General features: G+C 66.4%; 24 protein-coding genes. 13 read left to right on the forward strand and 11 right to left on the reverse strand.

Translation table 11 applies throughout. The features are described from left to right. Positions 1-2 precede the first annotated feature (2 nt). The 6 genes from BGO62_RS00290 to BGO62_RS00315 all read left to right on the forward strand — a co-directional run bounded on the left by BGO62_RS00290 (position 3) and on the right by BGO62_RS00315 (position 4,466). The gene (locus tag BGO62_RS00290; protein ID WP_296638302.1) at positions 3-602 is read left to right on the forward strand and encodes a DUF938 domain-containing protein; all 600 of its coding nucleotides are present in this window, start codon (positions 3-5) and stop codon (positions 600-602) included. Positions 603-664: 62 nt separating this feature from the next. Beyond that, positions 665-1,003 carry a type 1 pili tip component gene (locus tag BGO62_RS00295; protein WP_296638304.1) on the forward strand — a complete coding sequence of 113 codons (339 nt, stop codon included), beginning with the start codon at positions 665-667 and terminating at the stop codon, positions 1,001-1,003. A gap of 134 nt (positions 1,004-1,137) precedes the next feature. Continuing rightward, positions 1,138-1,377, forward strand: a complete 240-nt coding sequence (locus BGO62_RS00300; protein WP_296638307.1) for a hypothetical protein — start codon at positions 1,138-1,140, stop codon at positions 1,375-1,377. Between the two features lie 65 nt (positions 1,378-1,442). Beyond that, positions 1,443-2,669, forward strand: a complete 1,227-nt coding sequence (argJ, locus tag BGO62_RS00305) for a bifunctional glutamate N-acetyltransferase/amino-acid acetyltransferase ArgJ (protein WP_296638309.1) — start codon at positions 1,443-1,445, stop codon at positions 2,667-2,669. A gap of 4 nt (positions 2,670-2,673) precedes the next feature. Next, the gene (locus BGO62_RS00310) at positions 2,674-3,159 is read left to right on the forward strand and encodes a hypothetical protein (RefSeq protein WP_296638312.1); all 486 of its coding nucleotides are present in this window, start codon (positions 2,674-2,676) and stop codon (positions 3,157-3,159) included. Beyond that, positions 3,156-4,466: a GAF domain-containing protein gene (locus BGO62_RS00315; protein WP_296638315.1), complete on the forward strand. Its 1,311-nt coding sequence runs from the start codon at positions 3,156-3,158 to the stop codon at positions 4,464-4,466. The genes BGO62_RS00310 and BGO62_RS00315 overlap by 4 nt, the downstream gene beginning before the upstream one ends. On the opposite strand, the gene BGO62_RS00320 is transcribed toward BGO62_RS00315, so the two are convergent. After that, positions 4,463-4,960 (reverse strand): c-type cytochrome, encoded by a 498-nt coding sequence (locus BGO62_RS00320; protein WP_296638317.1) that lies wholly within the window; start codon positions 4,958-4,960, stop codon positions 4,463-4,465. The two genes, BGO62_RS00315 and BGO62_RS00320, sit on opposite strands and share 4 nt — an antisense overlap. 135 nt (positions 4,961-5,095) lie before the next feature. Between BGO62_RS00320 and BGO62_RS00325 the strand changes: the two genes are divergently transcribed. The 4 genes from BGO62_RS00325 to phoU all read left to right on the forward strand — a co-directional run bounded on the left by BGO62_RS00325 (position 5,096) and on the right by phoU (position 8,105). Then, positions 5,096-5,935, forward strand: a complete 840-nt coding sequence (locus BGO62_RS00325) for an ATP-binding protein (RefSeq protein ID WP_296638320.1) — start codon at positions 5,096-5,098, stop codon at positions 5,933-5,935. Next, entirely contained in the window at positions 5,932-6,930 is a 999-nt protein-coding gene (locus BGO62_RS00330) for a Nudix family hydrolase (RefSeq protein WP_296638322.1), read from the forward strand. The genes BGO62_RS00325 and BGO62_RS00330 overlap by 4 nt, the downstream gene beginning before the upstream one ends. Continuing rightward, on the forward strand, positions 6,927-7,331 hold the full coding sequence (locus BGO62_RS00335; protein ID WP_296638326.1) for a hypothetical protein: 405 nt from the start codon (positions 6,927-6,929) through the stop codon (positions 7,329-7,331). The genes BGO62_RS00330 and BGO62_RS00335 overlap by 4 nt, the downstream gene beginning before the upstream one ends. A gap of 72 nt (positions 7,332-7,403) precedes the next feature. Continuing rightward, positions 7,404-8,105, forward strand: coding sequence for a phosphate signaling complex protein PhoU (gene phoU / locus BGO62_RS00340; protein ID WP_296638331.1), 702 nt, complete (start codon positions 7,404-7,406; stop codon positions 8,103-8,105). Positions 8,106-8,226: 121 nt separating this feature from the next. On the opposite strand, the gene BGO62_RS00345 is transcribed toward phoU, so the two are convergent. From BGO62_RS00345 to def, 10 genes are all read right to left on the reverse strand, one after another. Next, positions 8,227-8,502 carry an oxidative damage protection protein gene (locus tag BGO62_RS00345; protein ID WP_296638334.1) on the reverse strand — a complete coding sequence of 92 codons (276 nt, stop codon included), beginning with the start codon at positions 8,500-8,502 and terminating at the stop codon, positions 8,227-8,229. A 132-nt stretch (positions 8,503-8,634) separates the two neighbouring features. Then, positions 8,635-8,958: a tetratricopeptide repeat protein gene (locus tag BGO62_RS00350; RefSeq protein WP_296638337.1), complete on the reverse strand. Its 324-nt coding sequence runs from the start codon at positions 8,956-8,958 to the stop codon at positions 8,635-8,637. Further along, a complete protein-coding gene (locus tag BGO62_RS00355) occupies positions 8,958-10,415 on the reverse strand; it encodes a potassium transporter TrkG (protein ID WP_296638342.1) in 1,458 nt (485 codons plus the stop codon). Before BGO62_RS00355 ends, BGO62_RS00350 begins: the two co-directional genes overlap by 1 nt. Before the next feature lie 153 nt (positions 10,416-10,568). Then, positions 10,569-11,942 (reverse strand): Trk system potassium transporter TrkA, encoded by a 1,374-nt coding sequence (gene trkA, locus BGO62_RS00360; protein ID WP_296638347.1) that lies wholly within the window; start codon positions 11,940-11,942, stop codon positions 10,569-10,571. 15 nt (positions 11,943-11,957) lie between these two features. Beyond that, entirely contained in the window at positions 11,958-13,232 is a 1,275-nt protein-coding gene (locus BGO62_RS00365) for a sigma-54 dependent transcriptional regulator (RefSeq protein WP_296638349.1), read from the reverse strand. Then, positions 13,229-15,364: an ATP-binding protein gene (locus tag BGO62_RS00370; RefSeq protein WP_296638352.1), complete on the reverse strand. Its 2,136-nt coding sequence runs from the start codon at positions 15,362-15,364 to the stop codon at positions 13,229-13,231. Before BGO62_RS00370 ends, BGO62_RS00365 begins: the two co-directional genes overlap by 4 nt. Beyond that, entirely contained in the window at positions 15,364-15,924 is a 561-nt protein-coding gene (locus BGO62_RS00375; protein WP_296638355.1) for a DUF4390 domain-containing protein, read from the reverse strand. Before BGO62_RS00375 ends, BGO62_RS00370 begins: the two co-directional genes overlap by 1 nt. 28 nt (positions 15,925-15,952) lie before the next feature. Continuing rightward, positions 15,953-17,209: a 16S rRNA (cytosine(967)-C(5))-methyltransferase RsmB gene (gene rsmB / locus BGO62_RS00380; RefSeq protein WP_296638360.1), complete on the reverse strand. Its 1,257-nt coding sequence runs from the start codon at positions 17,207-17,209 to the stop codon at positions 15,953-15,955. Positions 17,210-17,314: 105 nt separating this feature from the next. Next, positions 17,315-18,262, reverse strand: a complete 948-nt coding sequence (fmt, locus tag BGO62_RS00385; protein ID WP_296638364.1) for a methionyl-tRNA formyltransferase — start codon at positions 18,260-18,262, stop codon at positions 17,315-17,317. A 10-nt stretch (positions 18,263-18,272) separates the two neighbouring features. Then, positions 18,273-18,806, reverse strand: a complete 534-nt coding sequence (gene def / locus BGO62_RS00390) for a peptide deformylase (protein WP_296638369.1) — start codon at positions 18,804-18,806, stop codon at positions 18,273-18,275. A gap of 161 nt (positions 18,807-18,967) precedes the next feature. Here def and BGO62_RS00395 point away from each other — a divergent pair, with 161 nt between their 5' ends. Genes BGO62_RS00395 through BGO62_RS00405 form a run of 3 tightly spaced genes read left to right on the forward strand, consistent with a single transcriptional unit; the run spans position 18,968 to position 21,791 of the window. Next, positions 18,968-20,242 carry a LysM peptidoglycan-binding domain-containing protein gene (locus tag BGO62_RS00395; RefSeq protein WP_296638372.1) on the forward strand — a complete coding sequence of 425 codons (1,275 nt, stop codon included), beginning with the start codon at positions 18,968-18,970 and terminating at the stop codon, positions 20,240-20,242. 30 nt (positions 20,243-20,272) lie between these two features. After that, positions 20,273-21,340 (forward strand): DNA-processing protein DprA, encoded by a 1,068-nt coding sequence (dprA, locus tag BGO62_RS00400; RefSeq protein WP_296638376.1) that lies wholly within the window; start codon positions 20,273-20,275, stop codon positions 21,338-21,340. A 4-nt stretch (positions 21,341-21,344) separates the two neighbouring features. Next, positions 21,345-21,791 carry a DUF494 domain-containing protein gene (locus BGO62_RS00405; protein WP_296638379.1) on the forward strand — a complete coding sequence of 149 codons (447 nt, stop codon included), beginning with the start codon at positions 21,345-21,347 and terminating at the stop codon, positions 21,789-21,791. Positions 21,792-21,796 lie beyond the last annotated feature (5 nt).

Consider the following 21,796-nt stretch of genomic DNA (forward strand, 5'->3'; position numbering starts at 1 on the left):
ACATGTCCGACAAACCCTTTGCCGAGTCCTGCGTGCAGAACCGCGACCCGATCCTGGCGGTGCTGCGCGAGATATTTGCCGACCGCCGCAGCGTGCTGGAAATCGGCAGCGGCACCGGCCAGCATGCGGTGTATTTCGGTGCCGAACTGCCGCATCTCGTCTGGCAGACCGCCGATGTGCCGCAGCAGCATCCCGGCATCCGGCAATGGCTCGACGAGGCGGCGCTGCCCAACGTGCTGCCGCCGATCGCGCTCGACGTCAGCCAGACAGCCTGGCGCAACGGCCGCTACGATGCGGTGTTCTCGGCCAACACGCTGCACATCATGGGCTGGCCCGAGGTCGAACGGTTTTTCGAGGGCATCGGCGACGTGTTCGAAGCGGGCGGCGTGCTGGCGGTCTACGGCCCGTTCAATTACAACGGCGCCTTCACCTCGGAGAGCAATGCCCGTTTCGACGCCTGGCTGAAAGCGCGCGACCCCGCCTCCGGCGTGCGCGACTTCGAGGCAGTGGATGCGCTGGCGCGCGCCCAGGGTCTGGTTCTGCAACGGGATATCGCCATGCCGGCGAACAATCGCACCCTGGTGTGGCGGCGCACAGGCTGAACCCAGCCTTGTCTTGCAGGTGGCTTTGCTATAACAAAACCATCGCAGGCAGGGGAAAATTCATGCGCATCGCCGAATTGATTCAACGCTGGGGCCAGGAGGGGCATGCGCGCGCGGACGTGCGCGCCTATACCGTCCATTTGCCGTTACGCGACGCTGCGCGGGTGGAAGCCCTGCACGTCATGTATCCCGGCCGCAGCGACTCCCAGTTGATGGCCGACCTGATCCGCGCCGCCCTCGACGAACTGGAGGTTGCCATGCCCTACATTCCCGGCAGCCGCATCATTGCCGAAGACGACTACGGCGACCCGATCTACGAAGACCTCGGCCCCACGCCGCAGTTTTATTCGCTGTCGCATGAAATCCTGCGCAAGTTCGCCGCCCCGCCGCTCGACAAGTAGCCGTCGAATTAATTTACATTTCGCGGCCGGCCCGGTCGGGGCAGGCATTCCACCACGTTGTTTTTGCTGGCCTTTGCTTGGCTGGCACAAGGTTTGCATAATGCCTTGGCACAACGACTCAGACTGCGGACATCATGTATCTTGGCCCGGCCTTCCTTTTCGCGGCGTTTGCCAGCCTGTTTTATGTTCCGGGCTTTCTCGACCAGCCCCTCGGCATGCTCACGCCGCGTCAACTTGTCTCGCAACTGCTGTTTTCCGTATTTGCGCTGATTGCGCTGGCGGCGCTGGCGCGTTCGATCGAGCTCGACCCGGTATGGCCATGGCGGCCCGGATTTCGCCGCGTCATGAACTGGCTGCGGGGGCGCGCGCAGTAAATCCGCGCCATCCATTTGCCGCCTGTGCGGCATAAAATGGCGGCTTTCCGTCTTGCGAAGCCGTCATGCCCGTCAACCTCTCCGCCCCCGACCCCGCCTCCCTGCTGCCCGTTGCCGGCGTTCGCCTCGGCATTGCGTCCGCCGGCATCAAGAAACCCGGACGCCGCGACATCACCCTGATCGAGCTGGCGCCCGGCTCCCGGGTGGCCGGGGTGTTCACGCAAAACCGCTTCTGCGCCGCGCCGGTCGCCTTGTGCAAACAGCATCTGGCTGCGGGCGATATCCGCGCCCTGCTGATCAATACCGGCAATGCCAACGCCGGCACCGGCGAGGAAGGACTCCGGCGCGCGCGCCGGACTTGCGAGGCGGTGGCGCAGTTGATGGGATGCGCGGCGGAAAACGTGCTGCCGTTTTCCACCGGGGTGATCCTGGAGCCGCTGCCGGTCGACAAGATCCTGCCCGCGCTGCCCGCCGCCCGGGCCGACCTCGCACCGGACCACTGGAGCGAGGCGGCGCACGCGATCATGACCACCGACATCGTCGCCAAGGGCGTCTCGCGCCGGGTACAGGCCGGCGGCAGCACGGTCACGGTCACCGGCATCGCCAAGGGCTCCGGCATGATCCACCCCAACATGGCGACCATGCTCGGCTACGTGGCGACCGACGCGGTGATCGCGCCCGGCCTGATGCCGCAGCTGGTGAAGGAGGTGGCCGACGTGTCGTTCAACTGCGTCACCGTCGACGGCGACACCTCGACCAACGACAGCTTCATCCTGATCGCCACCGGCCAGGCCGGCAATGCCGAAATTGCCGACCTCGCCGGCGCCGACTACGCCGCGCTGAAAGCCGCCTTGAGCGAGGTGGCCATCGGCTTGGCGCAGGCGATGGCGCGCGACGGTGAGGGGGCGACCAAGTTCATCACCGTGGCAGTCGAAGGCGGCCGCGACCGCGCCGAATGCAAGCAGATCGCCTACGCCATCGCGCGTTCGCCGCTGGTCAAGACCGCCTTTTTCGCCAGCGACCCCAACCTCGGGCGCATCCTTGCCGCCATCGGCTATGCCGGCGTGACCGACCTCGACGTCAACGCCTTGCAGGTTTACCTGGGCGACGTGCTGGTGGCGGAGCAGGGCGGCCGCGCGGCAAGCTATACCGAGGCGCAGGGCGCGGCCGTGATGAAGGAAGCCGACATCGTCGTGCGCGTGGTGCTGAACCGCGGCCACGCGGACGCCACGGTGTGGACCTGCGATTTCTCGTACGACTACGTGAAGATCAACGCGGAATACCGCACCTGATGCCATGAGCATCCGGCTCAGCGCCGAACAGGCCGCCTTCCTGCAGGGTCCGCTGTCGATCAACGTCGGCGCGGTCGGACGCGACGGCTGGCCCTGCGTATGCCGGGCACAGGGCGCGCTGGTGGCGCGCGACCGGCGCACGCTGACGGTGCTGCTCGCGGCCGAGCGCGGACGCGAGGTGCTGGCCGCACTGGACGCCGGCAGCGGCATCGCGGTGGTGTTCAGCCATCCGGCAACGCATGCGACGCTGCAGCTCAAGGCCCCATGTGCGACGCGCGTGGCGCCGAACTCGGCGCACCATGCCTGCCATGCGCGCTACGCGGCCGCATTCGGCGGCGAACTCGGCGCACTGGGCTACGGCGACGAACTGGTGCGCGGCCTGACTGCATTGACGGCGGCTGGCGATCTGGCGGCGCTGCGCTTCGCCCCGGAAATCGTCTTCGACCAGACCCCCGGCCCGGCCGCCGGCCGCGTGCTGGCGGCGGCATGAAGCCCACGCTGGAGTCGCTGCGCGCCTGCCTCGACGGCGCGGTTCCCGCCGTGATCGCCACCTGCGCAGCGGACGGCACCCCCAACGTGGCCTACGCCTCGCAGGTGCATTACGTCGACGCCGAACACGTGGCGCTGTCGTACCAGTTTTTCAGCAAGACGCGCGAGAACGTGCTCGCCCATCCTTACGCGCAGGTGCAGGTGGTCGAGCCGGGCAGCTTTCGCCACTACCGTCTGCGCGTGCAGTACTTGCGCACCGAGACCGGCGGGCCGCTTTTCCAATACATGAAGGCACAGCTCGCCGGCATCGCCGCGCAAAGCGGCATGGGCAAGGTGTTCGTGCTGCGCGGCGCGGACATCTACCGGGTGCTCGACATCGAGGCGGTCGATCCCCGCCTGCCGCCCGCGCCGCCGCCGCCCGATGCGCTGCTGCGCCTGCGCCGCACCCTCGACCATCTGGGCGCGTGCGACGAACTTGCCCAACTGGCCGACCGTGCGCTCGCCGCGCTCACGCCCGGCTTCGGCATCCGCCACGCGCTCCTGATGATGCTGGACGAGGCCGGCGCGTCGCTCTATACCCTGGCGAGCCTGGGTTACGGCCATTCCGGGATCGGCGCCGAGGTGGCGCTGGGCAAGGGCATCATCGGCGTGGCGGCGCACGAGCGGATTCTCGTGCGCATCAATCACCGCACCGGCGATTACGCCTACCATGCTGCGCTGCGCACGGCCGCGACCAACGAGCCGCGCATCCCGTTGCCGGTGCTGGCCGAACCGCACAGCCAGATCGCGGTGCCGCTCATGCACGCCGACCGCCTGCTGGGCGTGCTCTACGCCGAAAGCGAACACGATGCCTTCTTCAGCCATGCCGACGAGGACGCGCTGGCGATCTATGGCCGCCACCTCGCCGCGCTGGTCGCACAGCTGGCGGCCCTGCCGGACGATGCCGAGCCCCTGCCGGCCGCGGCCACACCAGCCCCCACCGGCGCGCCGCTCGCAGTGCGCTACTTTCCCGACGACCACAGCGTGTTCATCGACAATGACTACCTCATCAAGGGCGTCGCCGGCAGCATTCTGTGGACGCTGCTCAACGAACACGCACAAAGCGGCCGCCGCGATTTCTGCAACCGCGAACTGCGCCGCGACCGGCGCCTGCCGCTGCCCGACGGCGGCGACAACCTGGAAACCCGGCTGATCCTGCTGCAACGCCGGCTCGCCGAACGCTGCCCGGCCATCGCGCTGGAAAAGACCGGGCGCGGCCGCTTTCGCCTGGTGCTGGACCGCCCGCTGGCCTTGCACGCGATGCTCTAGCGCTGGCTGGCCATCGGCGGCAGGTTCTTCGGCGTGAAGTCAAAATACGGCGTCGCCACCTTGCCGCCGGGCGACACGTAGGCTGGCGCGGGCGAACCCTTCACGCCGAGGCTGCGCACGTAGCGGTAGATCGCCTTGAGGTCGGCATCGCTCATGGCACGCAGCGACGGCGACGGCATCGGCGGCCGCATCGGCTGGCGTGCCCGCGCCAGCCAGGCCTGCTCGTCCATCTGCTGGAACAGCAGGCGCAAATTGGTGGCGTAAGTCGTGCCCCACGGCCCCTGCCAGCCCATCGCGTCGCCGGTCAGCCATTCGGCCTCGGGCACCTGGCCGCTTTTCTGCGTGTAGCCGGTGGTATGGCAATCGTTGCAGCCCGAGATCTGGATCAGATAGCGGCCGTGGCGGATGTCGGCGTCGCCGGCGGGCGGCTGCGCCCCTGCCAGCCCGGCCCAGCCGGCAAGCAGCGCGCCTGCGATTTTCAAAGTTGTCTTCATGGCAATGCTCTCCTGTTTCGTTGCGGGACGCACGATGCGCCGAGCGACCGGCAGCTTAGGCGGATTGCCAGGCGCCCGTTGATAAGTCTTTGCTAGCGAAAACCTAAATTTTTCCTAAGCGGCTAGAATCTCCGCATGACCGATTTCGCCGCCCTCCTGCCCCGCATCGAACACCTGCTCGACCGCCTCGACACCCCCGCCGCCGCACCGGGGCTGGACTGGAAAAACGTGCGCGCCGCGCGCTGGTCGGCGCAGGCCGGCGGACTGAAGCCGATCCTGCACCCGCAGCGGGCGGCATTGAAAGACCTGCTGGCGATCGACGAGCAGAAGCAGCGGGTGGACGCCAACACACGCCAGTTCGTCGCCAGCAGGCCCGCCAACAACGTGCTGCTGAGCGGCGCGCGCGGCTGCGGCAAGTCCTCGCTGGTGAAGGCCGTGCACGCCAAATACGCGGCGAAGGGGCTGCGCCTGATCGAGGTCGACAAGGCCGGGCTGCCGAGCCTGCCGGACCTGTTCGAGCTGCTGGCGGATGCCGACTATCGCTTCATCGTCTTCATCGACGACCTGACTTTCGCCGAGCACGAAGCCGGCTACGCCAGCCTGAAGGCCGCGCTCGACGGCTCGCTGGCGGGACCGAGCGACAACGTGCTGATCTACGCCACCAGCAACCGCCGCCACCTGATGCCGGAATACATGGCGGAAAACCTGGAAACGAAACACCTCGGCGGCGAGGTGCATCCGGGCGAGGCGACCGAGGAAAAGGTTTCGCTGTCCGACCGCTTCGGACTGTGGGTATCGTTCCATGGCATGGACCAGGAAACCTATCTGGCGATCGCCCGGCACTGGGCCGAGCGCCTTGGTGCGACGCCGGACGAGACATTCGAGCGCGCCGCGCTGCAGTGGTCGCTCGGACGCGGCGCACGCAACGGCCGGGTGGCGTGGCAGTTCGCACGCGACTGGGCGGGGAAGCAATGAGCCCGTCGCCCATCACGGAAGTCGTGGCGGCCGTGCTGACCCGGCCCGATGGCCGGGTGCTGCAGGAGGGTCGCGGCGCAGCAGCGGGGCACCCACCGGCGTACCCCTCGCGGGTGCTGCTGGCGCAGCGGCCGCCGGGCAAGGTCTATGCGGGTTACTGGGAATTCCCCGGCGGCAAGGTGGAGCCGGGCGAAACGCTGGAGGCCGCGCTGGCGCGCGAACTGCACGAGGAACTCGGCATCGTGATCGAGCGCGCCTGCCGCTGGATCACCCGGGTATTCGAATACCCGCACGCCACGGTACGGCTGAATTTCTTCCGCGTGTTCGAATGGCAGGGCGAGCCGCACCCGCACGAAGGGCAGGTTTTTTCCTGGCAGTTGCCCGACGCGGTCGAGGTCACGCCGCTGCTGCCCGCCAACTTTCCGATCCTGAAGGCGCTGTCGCTGCCGCCGCTGCTGGGGATTTCTCACGCCGAGTCGCTCGGCGTCGATACCTTCCTGGCGCGGCTGGATGTCGCCCTGCATAACGGCCTGCGGCTGATCCAGCTGCGCGACAAGACGCTGCCGCAAGACACGCGCCTGCAACTCGCGCAGGCGACCGTGCGTCGCGCCCATCTGCATGGCGCGCGCGTGCTGGTCAACGGCAGCGCGGAACTGGCGCGCGCGGCGGGCGCCGACGGCGTGCATCTGGATTCGGCCGCCGCCGCCGCATTGACCGTGCGTCCCGATTGCGCATGGCTAGGGGTGTCGTGCCACGACGCTGCCGAGCTGGCGCATGCCGCCGCAATCGGGGCCGATTTTGCGCTGCTGTCGCCGGTGCTGCCCACGCTCACCCATCCGGGCGCGGCCACGCTCGGCTGGGACCGCTTCGCCGAGCTGGCCGCCGCCAGTCCGATCCCGGTGTACGGGCTGGGCGGGCTGGAGCGCCACGACGTGGCGCTGGCACAGTCGCACGGCGCGCACGGGGTGGCGCTGCTGCGGGGCGCCTGGACATGAAGCGGGCGCTGATACTGGTTGTCGTGCTGGCGGCCATCGCAGCGGCCGGCTATTGGCTGAAGCGTCCGGCCGCAGCGGTGGCGGTGAGCTGCGCCGACCCGCTGGCCGGCTGCGCGTTCGACCACCGCGGCACAACCGCACGCCTGCGCTTTTCGTCGCAGCCGGCGCCGCTGGAGGCTTTCGAGCTGAGCGTCCGCGCGCCGGGCGCCGGCCGGATCAGCGCGGAACTGCAGATGAGCGGCATGGACATGGGCTTTAACCGCTATGACCTGCGCCCCGCCCCGGACGGCGCGTTCGGCGCAAAAGTGACCTTGCCTGCGTGCGTCAGCGGACGGCGCGACTGGGTGCTGTACCTTGACATCGACGGGACGCGTTACGCACTGCCCTTCAGCACCCGGTGAAACCTGCCGTGCATGCAATGGTCACAATGCGGGGCATATAATCAAAAGCGGATTACTGGAGAGGGCAACACGATGCTAACTGAACACACCTACAAGCAATTCGACGCCGAGCTGGAAGCCGTGCGCGCCAATGTGCTGAAGATGGGCGGCCTAGTCGAAGAGCAGATCATCAACGCGATCGAAGCGCTCACCAAGGGCGACATGAAGCTTGCCAACCAGGTGGAGGCCAACGACCACAACGTCAATGCGCTGGAAGTCGCCATCGACGAAGACTGCACCCACATCATCGCGCGCCGCCAGCCCACCGCGTCCGACCTGCGCATGGTGATGATGGTGGTGAAGACCATCACCGACCTCGAACGCATCGGTGACGAGGCCGCCAAGATCGCGCGCATGTCCCGGCTGATCCACCAGTCCGAGCGCATCAGCCTGCCGCGCTTCACCGAGGTCAAGTACATGGCCGACCTGGTGCTCGACATGCTGCGCAAGGCGCTCGACGGCTTTGCCCGCCTGGATGCCACCCTGGCGGTGGAAATCGCGCGCCAGGACCAGTCCGTGGACGAGGAATTCCGCCTCAACCTGCGCCACCTCATCACCTTCATGATGGAAGACCCGCGCACCATTTCGGTTTTCATCGACATCCTGTTCGTCACCAAGGCGATCGAGCGGATGGGCGACCATGCCAAGAACATGTCGGAGTATGTGGTCTACATGGTCAAGGGCAAGGACGTGCGCCACACCTCGCTGGAGGAAATCGAGAAGGAAGTGCTGTAGTTTTCAGCCGCACCCATGCAAACGGGCTCCTGCGGGAGCCCGTTTTGTTTGCGACCTGCCGGCTTTACCCGCAAGGGGTAGGCCGTGGTTGTATAGCCGCTGAAGCGTCAACAAGCCCGCACTAGCGGGCAGGCGGAACGTAGCCCGCGGCGGCATCGACATTGCCGCCGCCAAAGAAGTAGCGCTCCATTTGCTCCATCAAATAGCTGCGTGCCTGCGGGTCGGCCAGGTTGAGGCGGTTTTCATTGATCAGCATGGTCTGGTGGCGCTGCCAGCCCGCCCAGGCTTCTTTCGACACGTTCTCGAAAATCTTCTTGCCCAGGTCCCCCGGCACCGGCTGGAAGGCCAGACCTTCGGCTTCGCGCCCAAGCTTCACACAATTTACCATCCGCGTCATTTGCTGCTCCTGAAAAAGTTGATCGCCGGATTCTAACTCAACCTGGAAACGACCGTTGGGCGCACCCGCGGACGCGCAGCGGTTTCGGCCCGGCGATGAACCGGGCAGGGCGGCGAGTGGCCAACGCGCATTCTAAGGCTGCAGCTGCTTCTCGATTCGCCGCGCAAATACGCCCATTTCCCTGGCCGCCTGCTTGTCGCCGCGCGCCTCGGCCACCGCGATGCCCTGCCGGTACGCGGCCAGCGCCTCGCTCCAGGCTGCGCTGTCGGTGAGCGCCTTGCCCAGCAGTTTCCAGGCGGCAGAATACTGCGTGTCGTGTTCGACCGCGCGCCGCAGATGCTCGGCAGCACGGACGGCGTCGCCTTGCTTGAGGTATTCGTTGCCCAGCGAGAACCGCAGCAGGGCATTGTCGCGCCCTTGCGCCAGCAGGGCTTCAAAATTGTCGATGGCAGACATCACTTCCTCCAGAACGCCGGCGTCAGCACCACCAAAAGGGTGAACAATTCCAGCCGCCCGAGCAGCATGGCGAAGCAGCACACCCAGATCTGGAAATCGTTCAGCGCGGCGAAGTTGCTGGCGGGACCCACCTGGCCCAGGCCCGGTCCGGTGTTGTTGATCATGGCAACGACGGCGGTCAAGGCGCTGAAGACGTCGAGTCCGGACGCGGACAGCAGAAACGTGAAGACGACGATGCAGGCAATATAGACGAAGAAAAACGCCAGCACGGCATAGATGATCTTGTTGGGCACCGCATGGGCGCCGATCTTGGTATGGATTTCGGCGTGGGGATGCACCAGCTTGACCAGCTCACGGTAAAGCTGCTTCCAGAGCAGCATGGCGCGCATCATCTTGATGCCGCCGCCGGTGGAGCTGGAGCTGGCGCAGAAGCTCGACAGAAACAGCATCCACAGCGGGGCGAAATACGGCCAGGCGTTGTAATCGGTGTTGGAAAATCCGAGCGTGGTGGCCACCGAAATAGTGTTGAACGAAACGTAGCGCAGGGCATCCGGCAGTTCAAGGTAAACGCCCTTCAGCCACAGGTAGCCGGTGACGCCGGCAACGCTGACGCCCAGCACCGCAAAATACCAGCGAATTTCCGCATCGAAGCGGTAGGCCAGCAGGCTGCGGGTGCGCAACGCCATGAAGTGGGTGGAAAAGCTGATGCCCGCGATCAGCGCAAACACCATGATGATGATTTCGAGCAGCACGGAGTCGAAGTAGCCTATGCTGGCATCGTGCGACGACATGCCGCCCAGCCCCATCACGCTGAAGCCATGCACCACCGCGTCGATCCAGCTCATGCCGCCCGCCCACAACGCCCCCATGCACATCAACGTGACCAGGACATAGACCTGCCACAGCCCCTTGGCGGTTTCGGCCATGCGCGGCGTGAGCTTGCTGTCCTTCATCGGCGTCGGCGTTTCCGCCTTGAACATCTGGCGGCCGCCGACCCCCAGCATCGGCAGCACGGCCACCACCAGCACGATCACGCCCATGCCGCCCAGCCAGTGCATTTCGGTGCGCCAGATATTGATCGAAGGCGGCAGGGCGTCCAGCCCCGAAAGCACGGTGGCGCCCGTCGCGGTCAAACCCGAGACGGCTTCGAAATAGGCATCGGTGAAGCCGAGTCCCGGCATGTAGGCCAGCAGCGGGATCGTCGAAAACACCGGCAGCACGGTCCAGATCATCGCCACCAGCAGGAAGCCGTCGCGCGTTTGCAGTTCGCGCTTGCCGCGGCGCGACAGCAACCAGAGCACCGCGCCGGAGAGGAAAGCCGTCAGAATGGCCTGCTTGTAAGCGAACTGCGCGCCATCGTCCAGCGCAGCGGAAACGCCGAGCGGCAGCAGAAAGGCGAAAGCGAACAGCATCAGCACTTTCGACAGGATGTGGACGACAGGCAGTATTTGTGACATTGAACGTTCCGCCAAACCGGACTCGGCATGCGCGCGATGTTACCAGCGCATTCCCTCCGGCACGCCGGACCGCATGCCGCCTGGCCGCGCGGCGGGAAGAGCCGGAATCGTCCGGGCAAGGGCAGCAGGCGCCGGGCGCCGCACGGGCGGCATCTAGAAAAACCCGAAGCCGACCTGGAACAGCTTTTCCACCTTGGGGATGATGCGCTTGTTGAGCGCAAACACGATGAGATGGTCCTCCGCCTCGATCAGGGTATCGTGATGGGCGATCAGCACCTCCTCGCCGCGGATGATGGCGGCAATCGCCGCCCCTTCCGGCAGGGCCACATCGCCGATGCGGCGCCCCACCACCTTCGAGGTTTTGAGGTCGCCGTGAATGACGACCTCGAGCACTTCGGCCGCGCCGCGCCGCAACGAATGCACCGCCGCCATGTCGCCGCGGCGGATCTTCGACAGCAGCGGGCCGACCGTGGCCTGCGCCGGCGAGATGGCGATGTCGATTTCGCCGCCCTGCACCAGATTGACGTAGGCCGAGCGGTTGATCAGGGCGATCACCCGCTGCGCGCCCATGCGCTTGGCCAGCAGGGCGGACATGATGTTGTCCTCGTCGTCGTTGGTGAGCGCGCAGAACACGTCCATCGACCCGATGTTCTCCTGCTCCAGCAAGGCCTCGTCGGTGGCGTCGCCTTGCAGCACCAGGGTACGGTGCAACTGCTCGGCCAGCAGCGTGCAGGTGGCCTTGTTGTGGTCGATCAGCTTGACCTCGTAGTTGCGTTCCAGCGCGGCCGCCAGCCGCCGCCCGATGTTGCCGCCGCCGGCGATCATCACGCGCTTGACCGGCCGCTCCATGCGGCGCAGTTCGCGCATCACCGAAGGGATGTCCTCGCGGCGAGCCAGGAAAAACACTTCGTCGCCCGGCTCGATGACCGTGATCCCCTCCGGCACGATGCCGCGGTCGCGCCGGTAGATCGCCGGGATCCGGCAATCGACATCCGGCATGTGGCGCTTGATGTCCTGCAGCTCGTGTCCCATCAGGGGGCCGCCGTGATAGGCGCGCACCGCCACCAGCCGCACTTTGCCCCCGGCAAAGTCGAGCACCTGCAGCGCCTCGGGGTGCTCGATCAGGCGGCGCAGGGTGTCGGTCACCTCCTGTTCGGGGCTGATGACGTCGTCGACCCCGAAATGCTCGGCCAGAAAGTCCGCTTCCTGCCCCATGAAATCGCTGGAACGGATACGCGCAATGCGCGTGGGGAGGTTGAACAGGGTGGACGCGATGCGGCATGCCACCAGATTGGTTTCGTCGCTCTGGGTGACGGCGACCAGCATGTCGGCGTCCTCGGCGCCGGCCTGCTTCAGGACCGAGGGGTGCGCCGCGTGGCCGCGCACGGTGCGCAGGTCGAAGCGGTCCTGCAGCAGCGCCAGGCGCGAGACATCGAGGTCGACGACGGTGATGTCGTTGTCTTCGGCAACCAGGCTTTCAGCCAGGTTGGAGCCGACCTGGCCGGCACCGAGAATGATGATTTTCACGCGCCGGCCCTGCGCTTACAACTCTTCATCCAGCCGTCGCCCATGCCGGATATTCAGCTGTTTCAGCTTGCGGTAGAGGTGGGTGCGCTCCAGTCCGGACTTGTCGGCGACCCGCGTCATGCTGCCGCCCTCTTTCTGGATCAGGTGTTCGAAATACATGCGCTCGAAGGCATCGCGCGCCTCGCGCAGCGGGATGTCGAGCGGAATGCCGTGCGCCACCGCCGGCGCGGACAGTTTCATAGGGGCGAGCACGCGGTTGACCTCGGCGGCGTCGATTTCATTCGCCAGCGCGGTGACCGCCAGGGTGCGCACCACGTTGCTGAGTTGCGGCAGATTGCCCGGCCAGTCGAAATTGCGCAGCTGGTTCAGGGCCGGCGTGGTGAGCCGCCGCACCGGGCTGACGCCCTCTTCCACCAGTTGCGCCAGCATGAAGTTGGCGATATCGGGCACATCCTCGCGGTGGTCGCGCAGCGGCGGCAGCTGGATGGCGAGACTGGACAGGCGGTAAAACAGGCGGCTGTCGAATTCGCCGGCGCCAACCATGGCGTCGAGGCTGCGGCTGCTGGCGCATACCAGGCGCGCGCCGCTGCCCTCGATGCGGTCGAGCAGCAGTCCCAGGCCTTTTTGCTCCAGGCGCGCCAACTCGGATACCTCGGGCAGGTAGAGGGTGCCGTTGCCGAGCGCTTCGACAAAGCTGAGCGGCTCGGACACCAGGCGCGCGCGATCCTTGATCTCGACCCACGCGCTGGCGGGCTGGTGCAGAAAATGCGCGCAGATTTCAAAGCCGCTGCCGGGCTCGCCCTGCAACAGGACCGGCGCGGTGTTGCCGGCGATCTGGGTAAGGCGTTTTTTCAGTTCGAGGATCAGCGGGCTGCGCCCGAGCGCCGACAAATCCATGCCGGGCGTGCGCCGGGGCAGGGACGCGCCGCGCTTGATGGCCTTGCTGACGGTATCGATCAGCTTGGCCAGCGCCACCGGTTTTTCCAGAAAATCGGTGGCGCCGAGCCGGGTGGCTTCGACGGCGGTATCGATGGTGCCGTGCCCCGACATCATCACCACCGGCATGGTGAGCTGGCCGCCCCCCGCCCATTCCTTCAGCAGCGTCACGCCATCGGTATCGGGCATCCAGATGTCCAGCAGGACCAGGTCCGGACGCCGCTGGATGCGAAAAGCGCGCGCCGCCTCGGCATTTTCCGCCAGGTGCACGTCGTAGCCTTCGTCGGTAAGGATTTCCGACAACAATTCACGAATGCCCACTTCGTCGTCGACGACGAGAATATGCCCGCTCACGTGTTCTCCCCGGCTACCGCAAAAATGGGCAATGCAATGCGGATGGCGGCACCGCCCGATTTGAGATTTTCGATCTGGATTTTGCCGTGATGCTCTTCCACGATCTTTTTGACGATGGCCAGGCCCAGGCCCGTCCCCTTGGCCTTGGTGGTTGCATAGGGCTCGAACAGCCGCGTCATCAGATGTTCCGGAAACCCGGCTCCATTGTCCGTTACGGTCAAACAAACAGCATTGTTATCGAGAAGGTGCGTGCCAACCTCGACCCTCGGTGCGGAGTGGCCGGCCAGCGCATCCTGCGCATTTTGCAACAGATTATGTATTACCTGACGCAATAATGTGGAGTCGCCGGCAATCCGCGGCAAGTCGGCGTCGAGGTGCAGCTGCAGGCCCAGCGCTCTGGCGTCGTAGAGCGCCAGCACTTCGCGTACCAGCGCATTCAGATCGAGCGGTTCGAGCGTGGCGCGCGGCATCCGCGCATAGCCGGCAAACGCGTCCACCATGCTTTTCATCGCGGCGACCTGGCTGACGATGGTTTGCGTGGCGCGCGCCAGGAACTCGGCGTCCGCCGGCTGCAGCCGGCCGTCGAGCTTGCGCGCGATGCGCTCGGCCGACAGCTGGATCGGGGTGAGCGGGTTCTTGATCTCGTGCGCCAGGCGGCGTGCCACCTCGCTCCAGGCGGCGTTGCGTTCGGCGTCGATCAGCTTGGTGACGTCGTCGAACACCAGCACATAACCGCGCTCGACGCCCGGCGGCAGGCGGGTGCCGCGCAGTAGCAGCGACTGGCTGCCGCCGTTGCCGGCGTAATCGATCTGCTCCTGCCATTCGCCTTCGTGCGCGCCGAAGCGCGCCGCCACCGTCGCGCCAAACCCGTGCAGCGCCTCGCCCGCCTGCCCCAGTCCGGCAAGCGGCTGGGCGTCCAGCGCCGATGCGTGCACTCCTAGAATCTGCGCCGCCGCGCTGTTCATGGTACGGACCCGCAGCGCTTCGTCCAGCACCACCACGCCGGAGGACAGGTTGGCCAGCACGCGCTCCAGAAAGGCCTTGGCCTGCTCGGTCTGCTGGTGGTTCTGCGCGACCTGTTCGCGGGCGTCGGACAGCTGGCGGGTCATGCGGTTGAACGACTGGATCAGCACACCCAGCTCGTCGCGGCTCTTCACCGACGGCATCTGCGAAAAATCGCCTTTGGCCACGGCGCGAGTGCCGCGTGCCAGCGTGCGCAGCGGCGCGCCGAGGCGTTCCGACAGCAGATACGCGATCACCAGGGTCATCAGCAAGGCCAGCATCAGGGTGAGGGTGAGCGCGACGCCGTAGATGCGCTTCAGCCCCAGCCGCGACACCGCGATCTGCTGGTATTCCTGATACGCCAGCTGCACAGCCTGCGCATCGCGTGCCAGGCCGGCCGGCACCGGCTGCACCAGTTGCAGCACGCGCGTTTCGCCGGTCAGCGTGCTGGTGTATACCGGCACGATGACGTGCATGACGAGCCCGCGGTCGGCCACTTCCTCGATCCGGCTGTAGGGCTGCTGCTGCCTAACCTGCCACAGCACGCTGCGCTCGGGCAGCACCGGCAGCAGGGTGCCGCGCTCGCCGCTGACGTGGGCAATGACGCCACCGCGTTCGTCGAACAGGGTCAGCTCCTGCACCGCGCTTTGTTCACGCAGGGTGGAAAGGCTGGTGATGATCGAGCCCATGCCTTCGTCCGACAAGGCCAGCGCCATCCGCTGGGCTTTTTTGTCCTGCTCGCGCAGCAGGTCGTCGAGCGCGGCCTGGCCGAGGTTGACGCCGGAGGCCAGCGCGTTGTCGACCCGCACGTCGAACCAGGTTTCGATCGACCGGTTGAGGAAGAACACCGAGGCGCCATACACCACCAGGCCGGGCAGCAGGGCGACGACGCCGAACATCAGCAGCAGCTTGAGCGTGAGCTTGGCGCCGAACACGCCACGGCGGATGCGCTTTTGCAGCCACCACATGCGCCACCCCAGCAGCACCAGCAGCGCCGTGCCCAGCACGCCGCCACCGATGAACAGGCTGGGCAGGGAGTCGGAGAATGCGCTGCTGTCGCCGCTGGCATAGAACAGCAGGGATAGCAGCACGATGCCCATGATCAGGGCGGCGGCAATCAGACTGCGCATCAGGGCAAGGGCGGCGGGGAAGCGGGCGCGGCGGGAGCCTCGAACGACCAGCCGTACCAGGGAGTCGCCAGTTCCCAATTGTCGCTGGTGACCGCGCCGATGGAGAGCGGCTTGGGCAGTTGCGCGGTATCGAGACGCAGACGCAGACGGGCGTCGTAGCGACGCCCGGTCTTCAGGGCGCCGCGTTCCAGCACCTGCCAGTCGTCGACCCTCCCCAGCAGGGCCAGGGCTTCGCCCAGGGTCGCGACGGTGCGCGTGGTGTAGCCGATTTCAACGACATAACGGCGCAGCAGCAGGTGGTAATAAATCCGCAGTTTGCGCACCGGTTCGGCGATGTCTTCGTCGAGCCACCAGTTGCGCGGGCGGGTCAGTTCCAGTTCCAGCAGAAAATACAGGTTGATTCCCTTGCTGAGCGCGTCTTCCAGGGTGCGGTTGAGCACGATGTCGACGTCCGCTTCCAGCAAATAGCCTTGCTGGGTGGCGCGGATGCCCGCCTGTTTGACGGTGCTTTTGTCGCCGGCCAGCGCACTGCCCGCGACGGCCAGCCAGCAGCCCAGCAACAGCCCGGCCAGCCATCGAAAAGCCGGGTCACGTCTTGCGCAGCAGGGCGTAAAAGAAACCATCGTGCTCGGCATCGGGCAGCAGCGCCCCATCGGTCAAGGGTTGAGGAAGCGGGCAGCGTTCGGCGTCTTCTGTATGGCGCGCCAGGAACGCTTGCACTTGCCCGTCGTTTTCTTCGTCGAATATCGAGCAGGTGACGTAAAGCAATGTACCACCGCGGACCAGCAGCCGCCAGAGCGCCTCCAGCATAACGGCCTGCTGCGCGGCAAATTGAGCGATATCGTCGGGCCGGCGCAGCCACTTGATGTCGGGATTGCGGCGCACCACGCCGGAGGCGCTGCACGGCACGTCGGCCAGGATGCGGTCGAACGGCCGGCCGTCCCACCAGGCGGCGGGCTGCGCCGCGTCGCCTGCGAGCAGCGTTGCCTGCAGTTGCAGGCGGTCGAGATTTTCGCGCACCCGCGCCAGCCGCACGGCGTCGACATCGAGCGCGCACAGATCGACATCCGCACGCTCCAGGATATGGCCGCTCTTGCCGCCGGGCGCCGCGCAGGCGTCGAGCACCCGCTCGCCAGGCTGGGCGTCGAGCAGGCGTGCCGCCCACTGCGCGCCGGCGTCCTGCACCGACACCTCGCCCTGGTCGAAGCCGGGCAGGCTGTGCACCGGCACCGCGCGGTCGAGGGTGACCGCGTCCGGGCCGGTTTGATGCGCCGGCATCCCGGCCTCGTTCAGGCGCCGAAGATAGCCGGCGACATCGCCGTGGCGGCGATTGACGCGCAGGGTGAACGGCGGATGCAGCAGGCTGGCTTCGAGCATGCCCTGCCATTGGTCCGGATATTCCGCTTGCAGTTTCGCGATCCACCAGTCGGGGTGCGACCAGCGCGCCGACGGCTGGTCGTCGGCGATTTTGTCGAGCTCGGCGCGGCGCCGCTGAAAATTGCGCAGCACCGCATTGGCGAGACCGCGCCGCCAACCCTGGCCGGCGGCGGTAACCGCGTTGTGCACCACGGCATGCGCGGGCGCCCGGGTGTAGGCCAGCTGGTACAGCGCCACGCGCAGCAGCCAGCCGAGTTCGGGATCGGTCAGCGGACGTTCCAGCAGCGCCGCCAGCCAGGCGTCGAGGCGGCCCAGCTGGCGCAGACTGCCATACACGATGTCCTGCAGGGCGCCACGTTCGCCCGGCGTTTGCAGGTGCTGCAGGCACCGCGGCAACACCTGGTGCAGCGCCGTCCCGGCGAGCACCTCTTCGAGCGCGCCGGCGGCGAGTTTTTGCAGCTTACGCATGGGAAAAAACGCCCCGCTTCGTCAGTTGATTCATGGGATTCCGGCCACCGCATCGAGCGACGGATGATAGCAGGGTCGCGCCGGCACCCGGCGCGGATTCGCGCCTCAGGGGCCGAGCCGGATTCCGGGCGACAGCGGGCGGCCGGCGAGGAAGGCTGCGGCATTCATCCGTTTGCCGCCTGCCGGCTGAACCACCTGCAAGGCCAGCGTTCCGCTGCCGCAGGCGACGACCAGCTGGTCCGCGTCGGCACGCAGCACTTCGCCCGGTGCATGCGCGTTTGCACCGGCTTCGGCAGGCCATGGATCGGTGCCGGCTTGTGCCGACCAGATTTTCAGCGGCTCGCCGTCCAGCAGCGTCCACGCGCCCGGTGCCGGATTGTAGGCACGTACGGCACGCGCCAGCAACTCGGCCGGCTGGCGCCAGTCCAGCCTGGCTTCTTCCTTGCCAAGTTTGGCGGCGTAGGTGGCCTGCGCATCGTCCTGCGGCTGCGGCACCAGCGCGGGATAGTTCGTCAGCGCCTCGACGATGGCGCCGGCGCCGGCCGCGGCCAGGGTGTCATGCAGGCTTGCTGCGGTGTCGGTTTCAAGGATCGGCACCGGCGTTTTCGTCAGCATGGCGCCGGTGTCGAGGCCGGCGTCCATCTGCATGATGGTGATGCCGGTTTCCGTGTCGCCCGCCAGAATCGCGCGCTGGATCGGCGCCGCCCCACGCCAGCGCGGCAGCAGCGAGGCGTGGATGTTGAGGCAGCCGAAACGCGGCAGGTCCAGCACCGCCTGCGGCAGGATCAGTCCGTAGGCTGCGACCACCATGATGTCGGCATCCGCCGCGCGCAGTTCGGCCTGCGAGTCGGGGAGTTTCAAGCTGGCGGGCTGCGCGAGCGGCAGCCCGCGTGCCAGCGCCGCCTGCTTGACGGCGCTGGCGGCAAGCTTCATGCCGCGTCCGGCCGGGCGGTCGGGCTGGGTCAGCACCAGGGCGATGTCGTGCCCGGCATCCGCCAGGGCGTTCAGGGCTGCCGCCGCAAACGGCGGGGTTCCGGCAAAAACGATGCGCACGGGCGGCGGCTCAAAGCGACGCGCGCACGGGTGCGGCGTCGGGGCGGTGTTCGCGCGCCTGTTTGGCCAGCTTGGCCTTGATGCGATTGCGCTTGAGATTGGACAGATAGTCGACGAAGACCTTGCCCATCAGGTGATCCAATTCGTGCTGGATGCACACCGCCAGCAAACCCTCGGCCTCGAGCTCGAACGGCTTGCCGTCGCGATCGAGCGCGCGCACGGTGACGCGCTCGGCGCGCTCGACCTTGTCGAAAATACCGGGCACCGACAGGCAGCCTTCCTCGCTTTCTTCGCGTCCGGACTGCGCGACGATTTCGGGGTTGATGAACACGCGCAGTTCGTCATGGGTTTCGGAAATATCGATGACGACGACGCGTTCGTGAACGTTGACCTGGGTGGCGGCCAGACCGATGCCGGGCGCGGCGTACATGGTCTCCGCCATGTCGTCGATCAGCTTGCGGATGCGCGCATCCACCGCCTTCACCGGCTTGGCGACGGTGTGCAGGCGCGCATCGGGGTAATGCAAAATGTCGAGTCTGGCCATAAAAAGCTTTACGAATGAAGGGGCTGGGGGCACACTTTGACGCAAAATCTGCGCCCGCATGCCTGCAACCCTAAATATAAGACGGCGGATGGCCGTAAGTTAGGCGCACAGTATATTTTCAACGCAGAAAATTAGACAGGGTCTAAATGGAGGGTTCCCCCGTGCGTCAACTCGTAGTTTCTCTTGCCCTGCTGCTGGCCGCGCCGGTGCTGGCCGACACCCTTAAACTGCAGGACAACGCGCCGGACAAATATGTCGTGGTCAAGGGCGACACGCTGTGGGACATTTCCGCGCGCTTTCTCAAGGATCCGTGGCACTGGCCGCAGATCTGGAAGCTGAACCGCGAGGAGGTCAAGAATCCACACTGGATTTATCCCGGCGACCTGATCGTGCTCGACCGCAGCGGCAAGGAACCGCGCCTGGCGCTGGTCAAGGGCGGCAAGAACGGCATGCCGACGATCAAGCTGTCGCCTGGCGTGCGCGCGGCCGAGATCGGCGGCAATGCCATTCCGGCGATTCCCATCACGGCGATCCATGCCTTTCTGAAACAGCCCTTGCTGGTCAGCGAAGACCAGCTGAATAGCGCTCCGCAGATCCTCGGCACCAATGAGGAACGCGTCATCATGACGGCGGGCGACACGGCCTACGCAACCAGCGACGGCTCGGCAAACCGCAATTGGCAGATTTACCGCCAGGGACAAGCCCTGACCAACCCCGACAACGGGGCGCTGCTGGGCTACGAGGCGGTGTTTTTGGGCGATGCCGAGACGCTGGTCGCCGGCAACCCGCAAAAACTGCAGATCAAACGGGTGACGCAAGAGGTGCTCGCCAAGGACAAGCTCTTGCCGGCGCAGGAAACCACCGTGTTCGAATTCGTGCCCCATTCGCCGGAAAAACCGATTTCCGGCAAGGTGATTTCCGCCTACGGCGCCGAAGGAATCTCCAACTCCGGGCGCTATCAGACGGTGGTGATCAACCGCGGCGCGCAGGACGGCCTCGAGCCCGGTCATGTGCTGGCGGTGTATCGCACAGGAAAGCTGGTCAAAATGGACCCGAAAGAGGGCGGCCGCCAGCGCTGGGTTTTCCTCGACTCCGGCTGCATCAAACCAGGCGAAAAGATCAGCTTCGACCAGCCTTATGAGCCCGGCAAGGTCATGCAGGACTGTCCCGGTACGGAAGTCCAGGCCGGGCCTTGGGCCTATATGGATGTGGGCTGCCTGAAACCCGGCAAGAAAGTGAGCTTCGACCAGTTCTTCGACCCCAAGGACGTGTACGACCGCAGCTGCGTCGACAAGACCCAGGCCGACGCCGTCCAGCTCCCGGACTCCCGCACCGGCCTCGTCATGGTGTACCGCGTGTTCGATCGCGTGTCCTACGCACTGATCATGCAATCCGAACGCCCGGTATACCTGCTCGACACGGTGAAAAACCCCTGAACGCGCACGTTCTCGCCGGGGGCATCGGGCGTGGCTGACGCTTGGCTGCGCCTCGCTCTCGCCCCCGGGGTCGGCAACGCCAGCCTGCTCCGCCTGTTGACGGCCTTCGGTTCTCCGGAGGCCGTTTTGGCTTCCGGCCGCACGGCGCTGACGGCGCATCTTTCCTCCGCTCAATGCGATGCGCTGTTGGCCGAACCCGACGCCGCGCAGCTTGACGCTGCCCATGCCTGGCTCGGCCAGCTGGGCAACAGCCTGATGACGCTGGCCGACGAGGACTACCCGAAGAGCCTGCTGGAAATCGCCGATCCGCCCGCGCTGCTGTTTTGCAAGGGACGGCGCGCCCTGTTGAGCCAGCCCGGCCTCGGCATCGTCGGCAGCCGCAACGCCACGCCGCAGGGGGTGCGCGACGCCGAAGCCTTCGCCCATGCGCTGTCCGACGCCGGGCTCACCATCGTCAGCGGGCTGGCGCTCGGCATCGACGCGGCGGCGCATCGCGGCGGGCTGGCGGGCGCCGGATCGAGCGTCGCCGTCATCGGCACCGGGCTCGACCGCATTTACCCGGCGCGCAACAAGGCGCTGGCGCACCAGCTGGCCGAAAACGGCCTGATCGTGTCGGAGTTCCCGCTCGGCACACCGCCGCTGCCCGGCCATTTCCCGCGCCGCAACCGGCTCATCAGCGGCCTCTCCCGCGGCGTGCTGGTGGTGGAGGCGGCGCCCGACAGCGGCTCGCTGATCACCGCGCGGGTCGCCGCCGAACAGGGACGCGAAGTGTTTGCCATTCCCGGCTCCATCCATTCGCCGCTGGCGCGCGGCTGCCATGCGCTGATCAAGCAGGGCGCCAAGCTGGTCGAGTCGGCCGCCGATATTCTCGACGAGCTGGCCTGGCAGCAGCGGCTGGCGCCGCCCCGCTTGCAGGTGCCGCCGGAAACCCTGTCCGACCCGGTACTGCAGGCGCTCGACAGCGCACCGGCCGCGCTCGATGTCCTCGTACAAAGAACCGGGTTGACGCTGGATGCGCTTTCAGCGAAGCTGTTGACGCTTGAACTGGATGGGCGAATTGCATCCCTGCCCGGCGGGCGCTACCAAAAAATCCACTGACACTATGCTCGACATCCTGGTTTACCTGTACGAAAGCTTCCGCATGGCGGAGCTGGCGCCCGATCGCGATGCGCTGGAAAAACGCCTGTTTGCCGCCGGTTTCGAAGAAACCGACATCAACGCCGCGCTCGACTGGTATGCCAACCTGACCGGCAGCGCCACCCACGAACGGCTGGCCCAGGCCTATGACCGCCATTACGCGCCGGAAGAACTGGAGCGCCTGAACGACGCCTGCCGCGCCGAGCTGGCCTATCTGGTCAGCGCCCAGGTGCTCGACCCCGAATCGCGCGAATGGGTGATTTCCGGGCTGATGGCGCTGGGCGGCGAGGACATCGAGCCGGACCATGTGCGCTGGATGACGCTGATCGTGCTGTGGAGCCGCGGGCTGATCGAGCATTTCACCCACCTGGAAGACATGCTGCTTAACCACGAGCCAGGACGTTTGCACTGAATCAA

This window comes from Thiobacillus sp. 65-1402 (genome assembly GCF_001897685.1).
Taxonomy (GTDB): domain Bacteria; phylum Pseudomonadota; class Gammaproteobacteria; order Burkholderiales; family Thiobacillaceae; genus Thiobacillus.

Bases quoted from the DNA above. Each gene is read 5' to 3' on its own strand.
- def (WP_296638369.1), bottom strand. From the start codon at position 18,806: ATGGCCAGACTCGACATTTTGCATTACCCCGATGCGCGCCTGCACACC.
- BGO62_RS00290 (WP_296638302.1), top strand. From the start codon at position 3: ATGTCCGACAAACCCTTTGCCGAGTCCTGCGTGCAGAACCGCGACCCG.
- rsmB (WP_296638360.1), bottom strand. From the start codon at position 17,209: ATGCGTAAGCTGCAAAAACTCGCCGCCGGCGCGCTCGAAGAGGTGCTC.
- BGO62_RS00335 (WP_296638326.1), top strand. From the start codon at position 6,927: ATGAAGCGGGCGCTGATACTGGTTGTCGTGCTGGCGGCCATCGCAGCG.
- BGO62_RS00345 (WP_296638334.1), bottom strand. From the start codon at position 8,502: ATGACGCGGATGGTAAATTGTGTGAAGCTTGGGCGCGAAGCCGAAGGT.
- BGO62_RS00325 (WP_296638320.1), top strand. From the start codon at position 5,096: ATGACCGATTTCGCCGCCCTCCTGCCCCGCATCGAACACCTGCTCGAC.
- BGO62_RS00295 (WP_296638304.1), top strand. From the start codon at position 665: ATGCGCATCGCCGAATTGATTCAACGCTGGGGCCAGGAGGGGCATGCG.
- BGO62_RS00330 (WP_296638322.1), top strand. From the start codon at position 5,932: ATGAGCCCGTCGCCCATCACGGAAGTCGTGGCGGCCGTGCTGACCCGG.
- BGO62_RS00370 (WP_296638352.1), bottom strand. From the start codon at position 15,364: ATGCGCAGTCTGATTGCCGCCGCCCTGATCATGGGCATCGTGCTGCTA.
- BGO62_RS00320 (WP_296638317.1), bottom strand. From the start codon at position 4,960: ATGAAGACAACTTTGAAAATCGCAGGCGCGCTGCTTGCCGGCTGGGCC.
- BGO62_RS00310 (WP_296638312.1), top strand. From the start codon at position 2,674: ATGAGCATCCGGCTCAGCGCCGAACAGGCCGCCTTCCTGCAGGGTCCG.
- BGO62_RS00355 (WP_296638342.1), bottom strand. From the start codon at position 10,415: ATGTCACAAATACTGCCTGTCGTCCACATCCTGTCGAAAGTGCTGATG.
- BGO62_RS00350 (WP_296638337.1), bottom strand. From the start codon at position 8,958: ATGTCTGCCATCGACAATTTTGAAGCCCTGCTGGCGCAAGGGCGCGAC.
- phoU (WP_296638331.1), top strand. From the start codon at position 7,404: ATGCTAACTGAACACACCTACAAGCAATTCGACGCCGAGCTGGAAGCC.
- BGO62_RS00405 (WP_296638379.1), top strand. From the start codon at position 21,345: ATGCTCGACATCCTGGTTTACCTGTACGAAAGCTTCCGCATGGCGGAG.
- argJ (WP_296638309.1), top strand. From the start codon at position 1,443: ATGCCCGTCAACCTCTCCGCCCCCGACCCCGCCTCCCTGCTGCCCGTT.
- BGO62_RS00315 (WP_296638315.1), top strand. From the start codon at position 3,156: ATGAAGCCCACGCTGGAGTCGCTGCGCGCCTGCCTCGACGGCGCGGTT.
- BGO62_RS00300 (WP_296638307.1), top strand. From the start codon at position 1,138: ATGTATCTTGGCCCGGCCTTCCTTTTCGCGGCGTTTGCCAGCCTGTTT.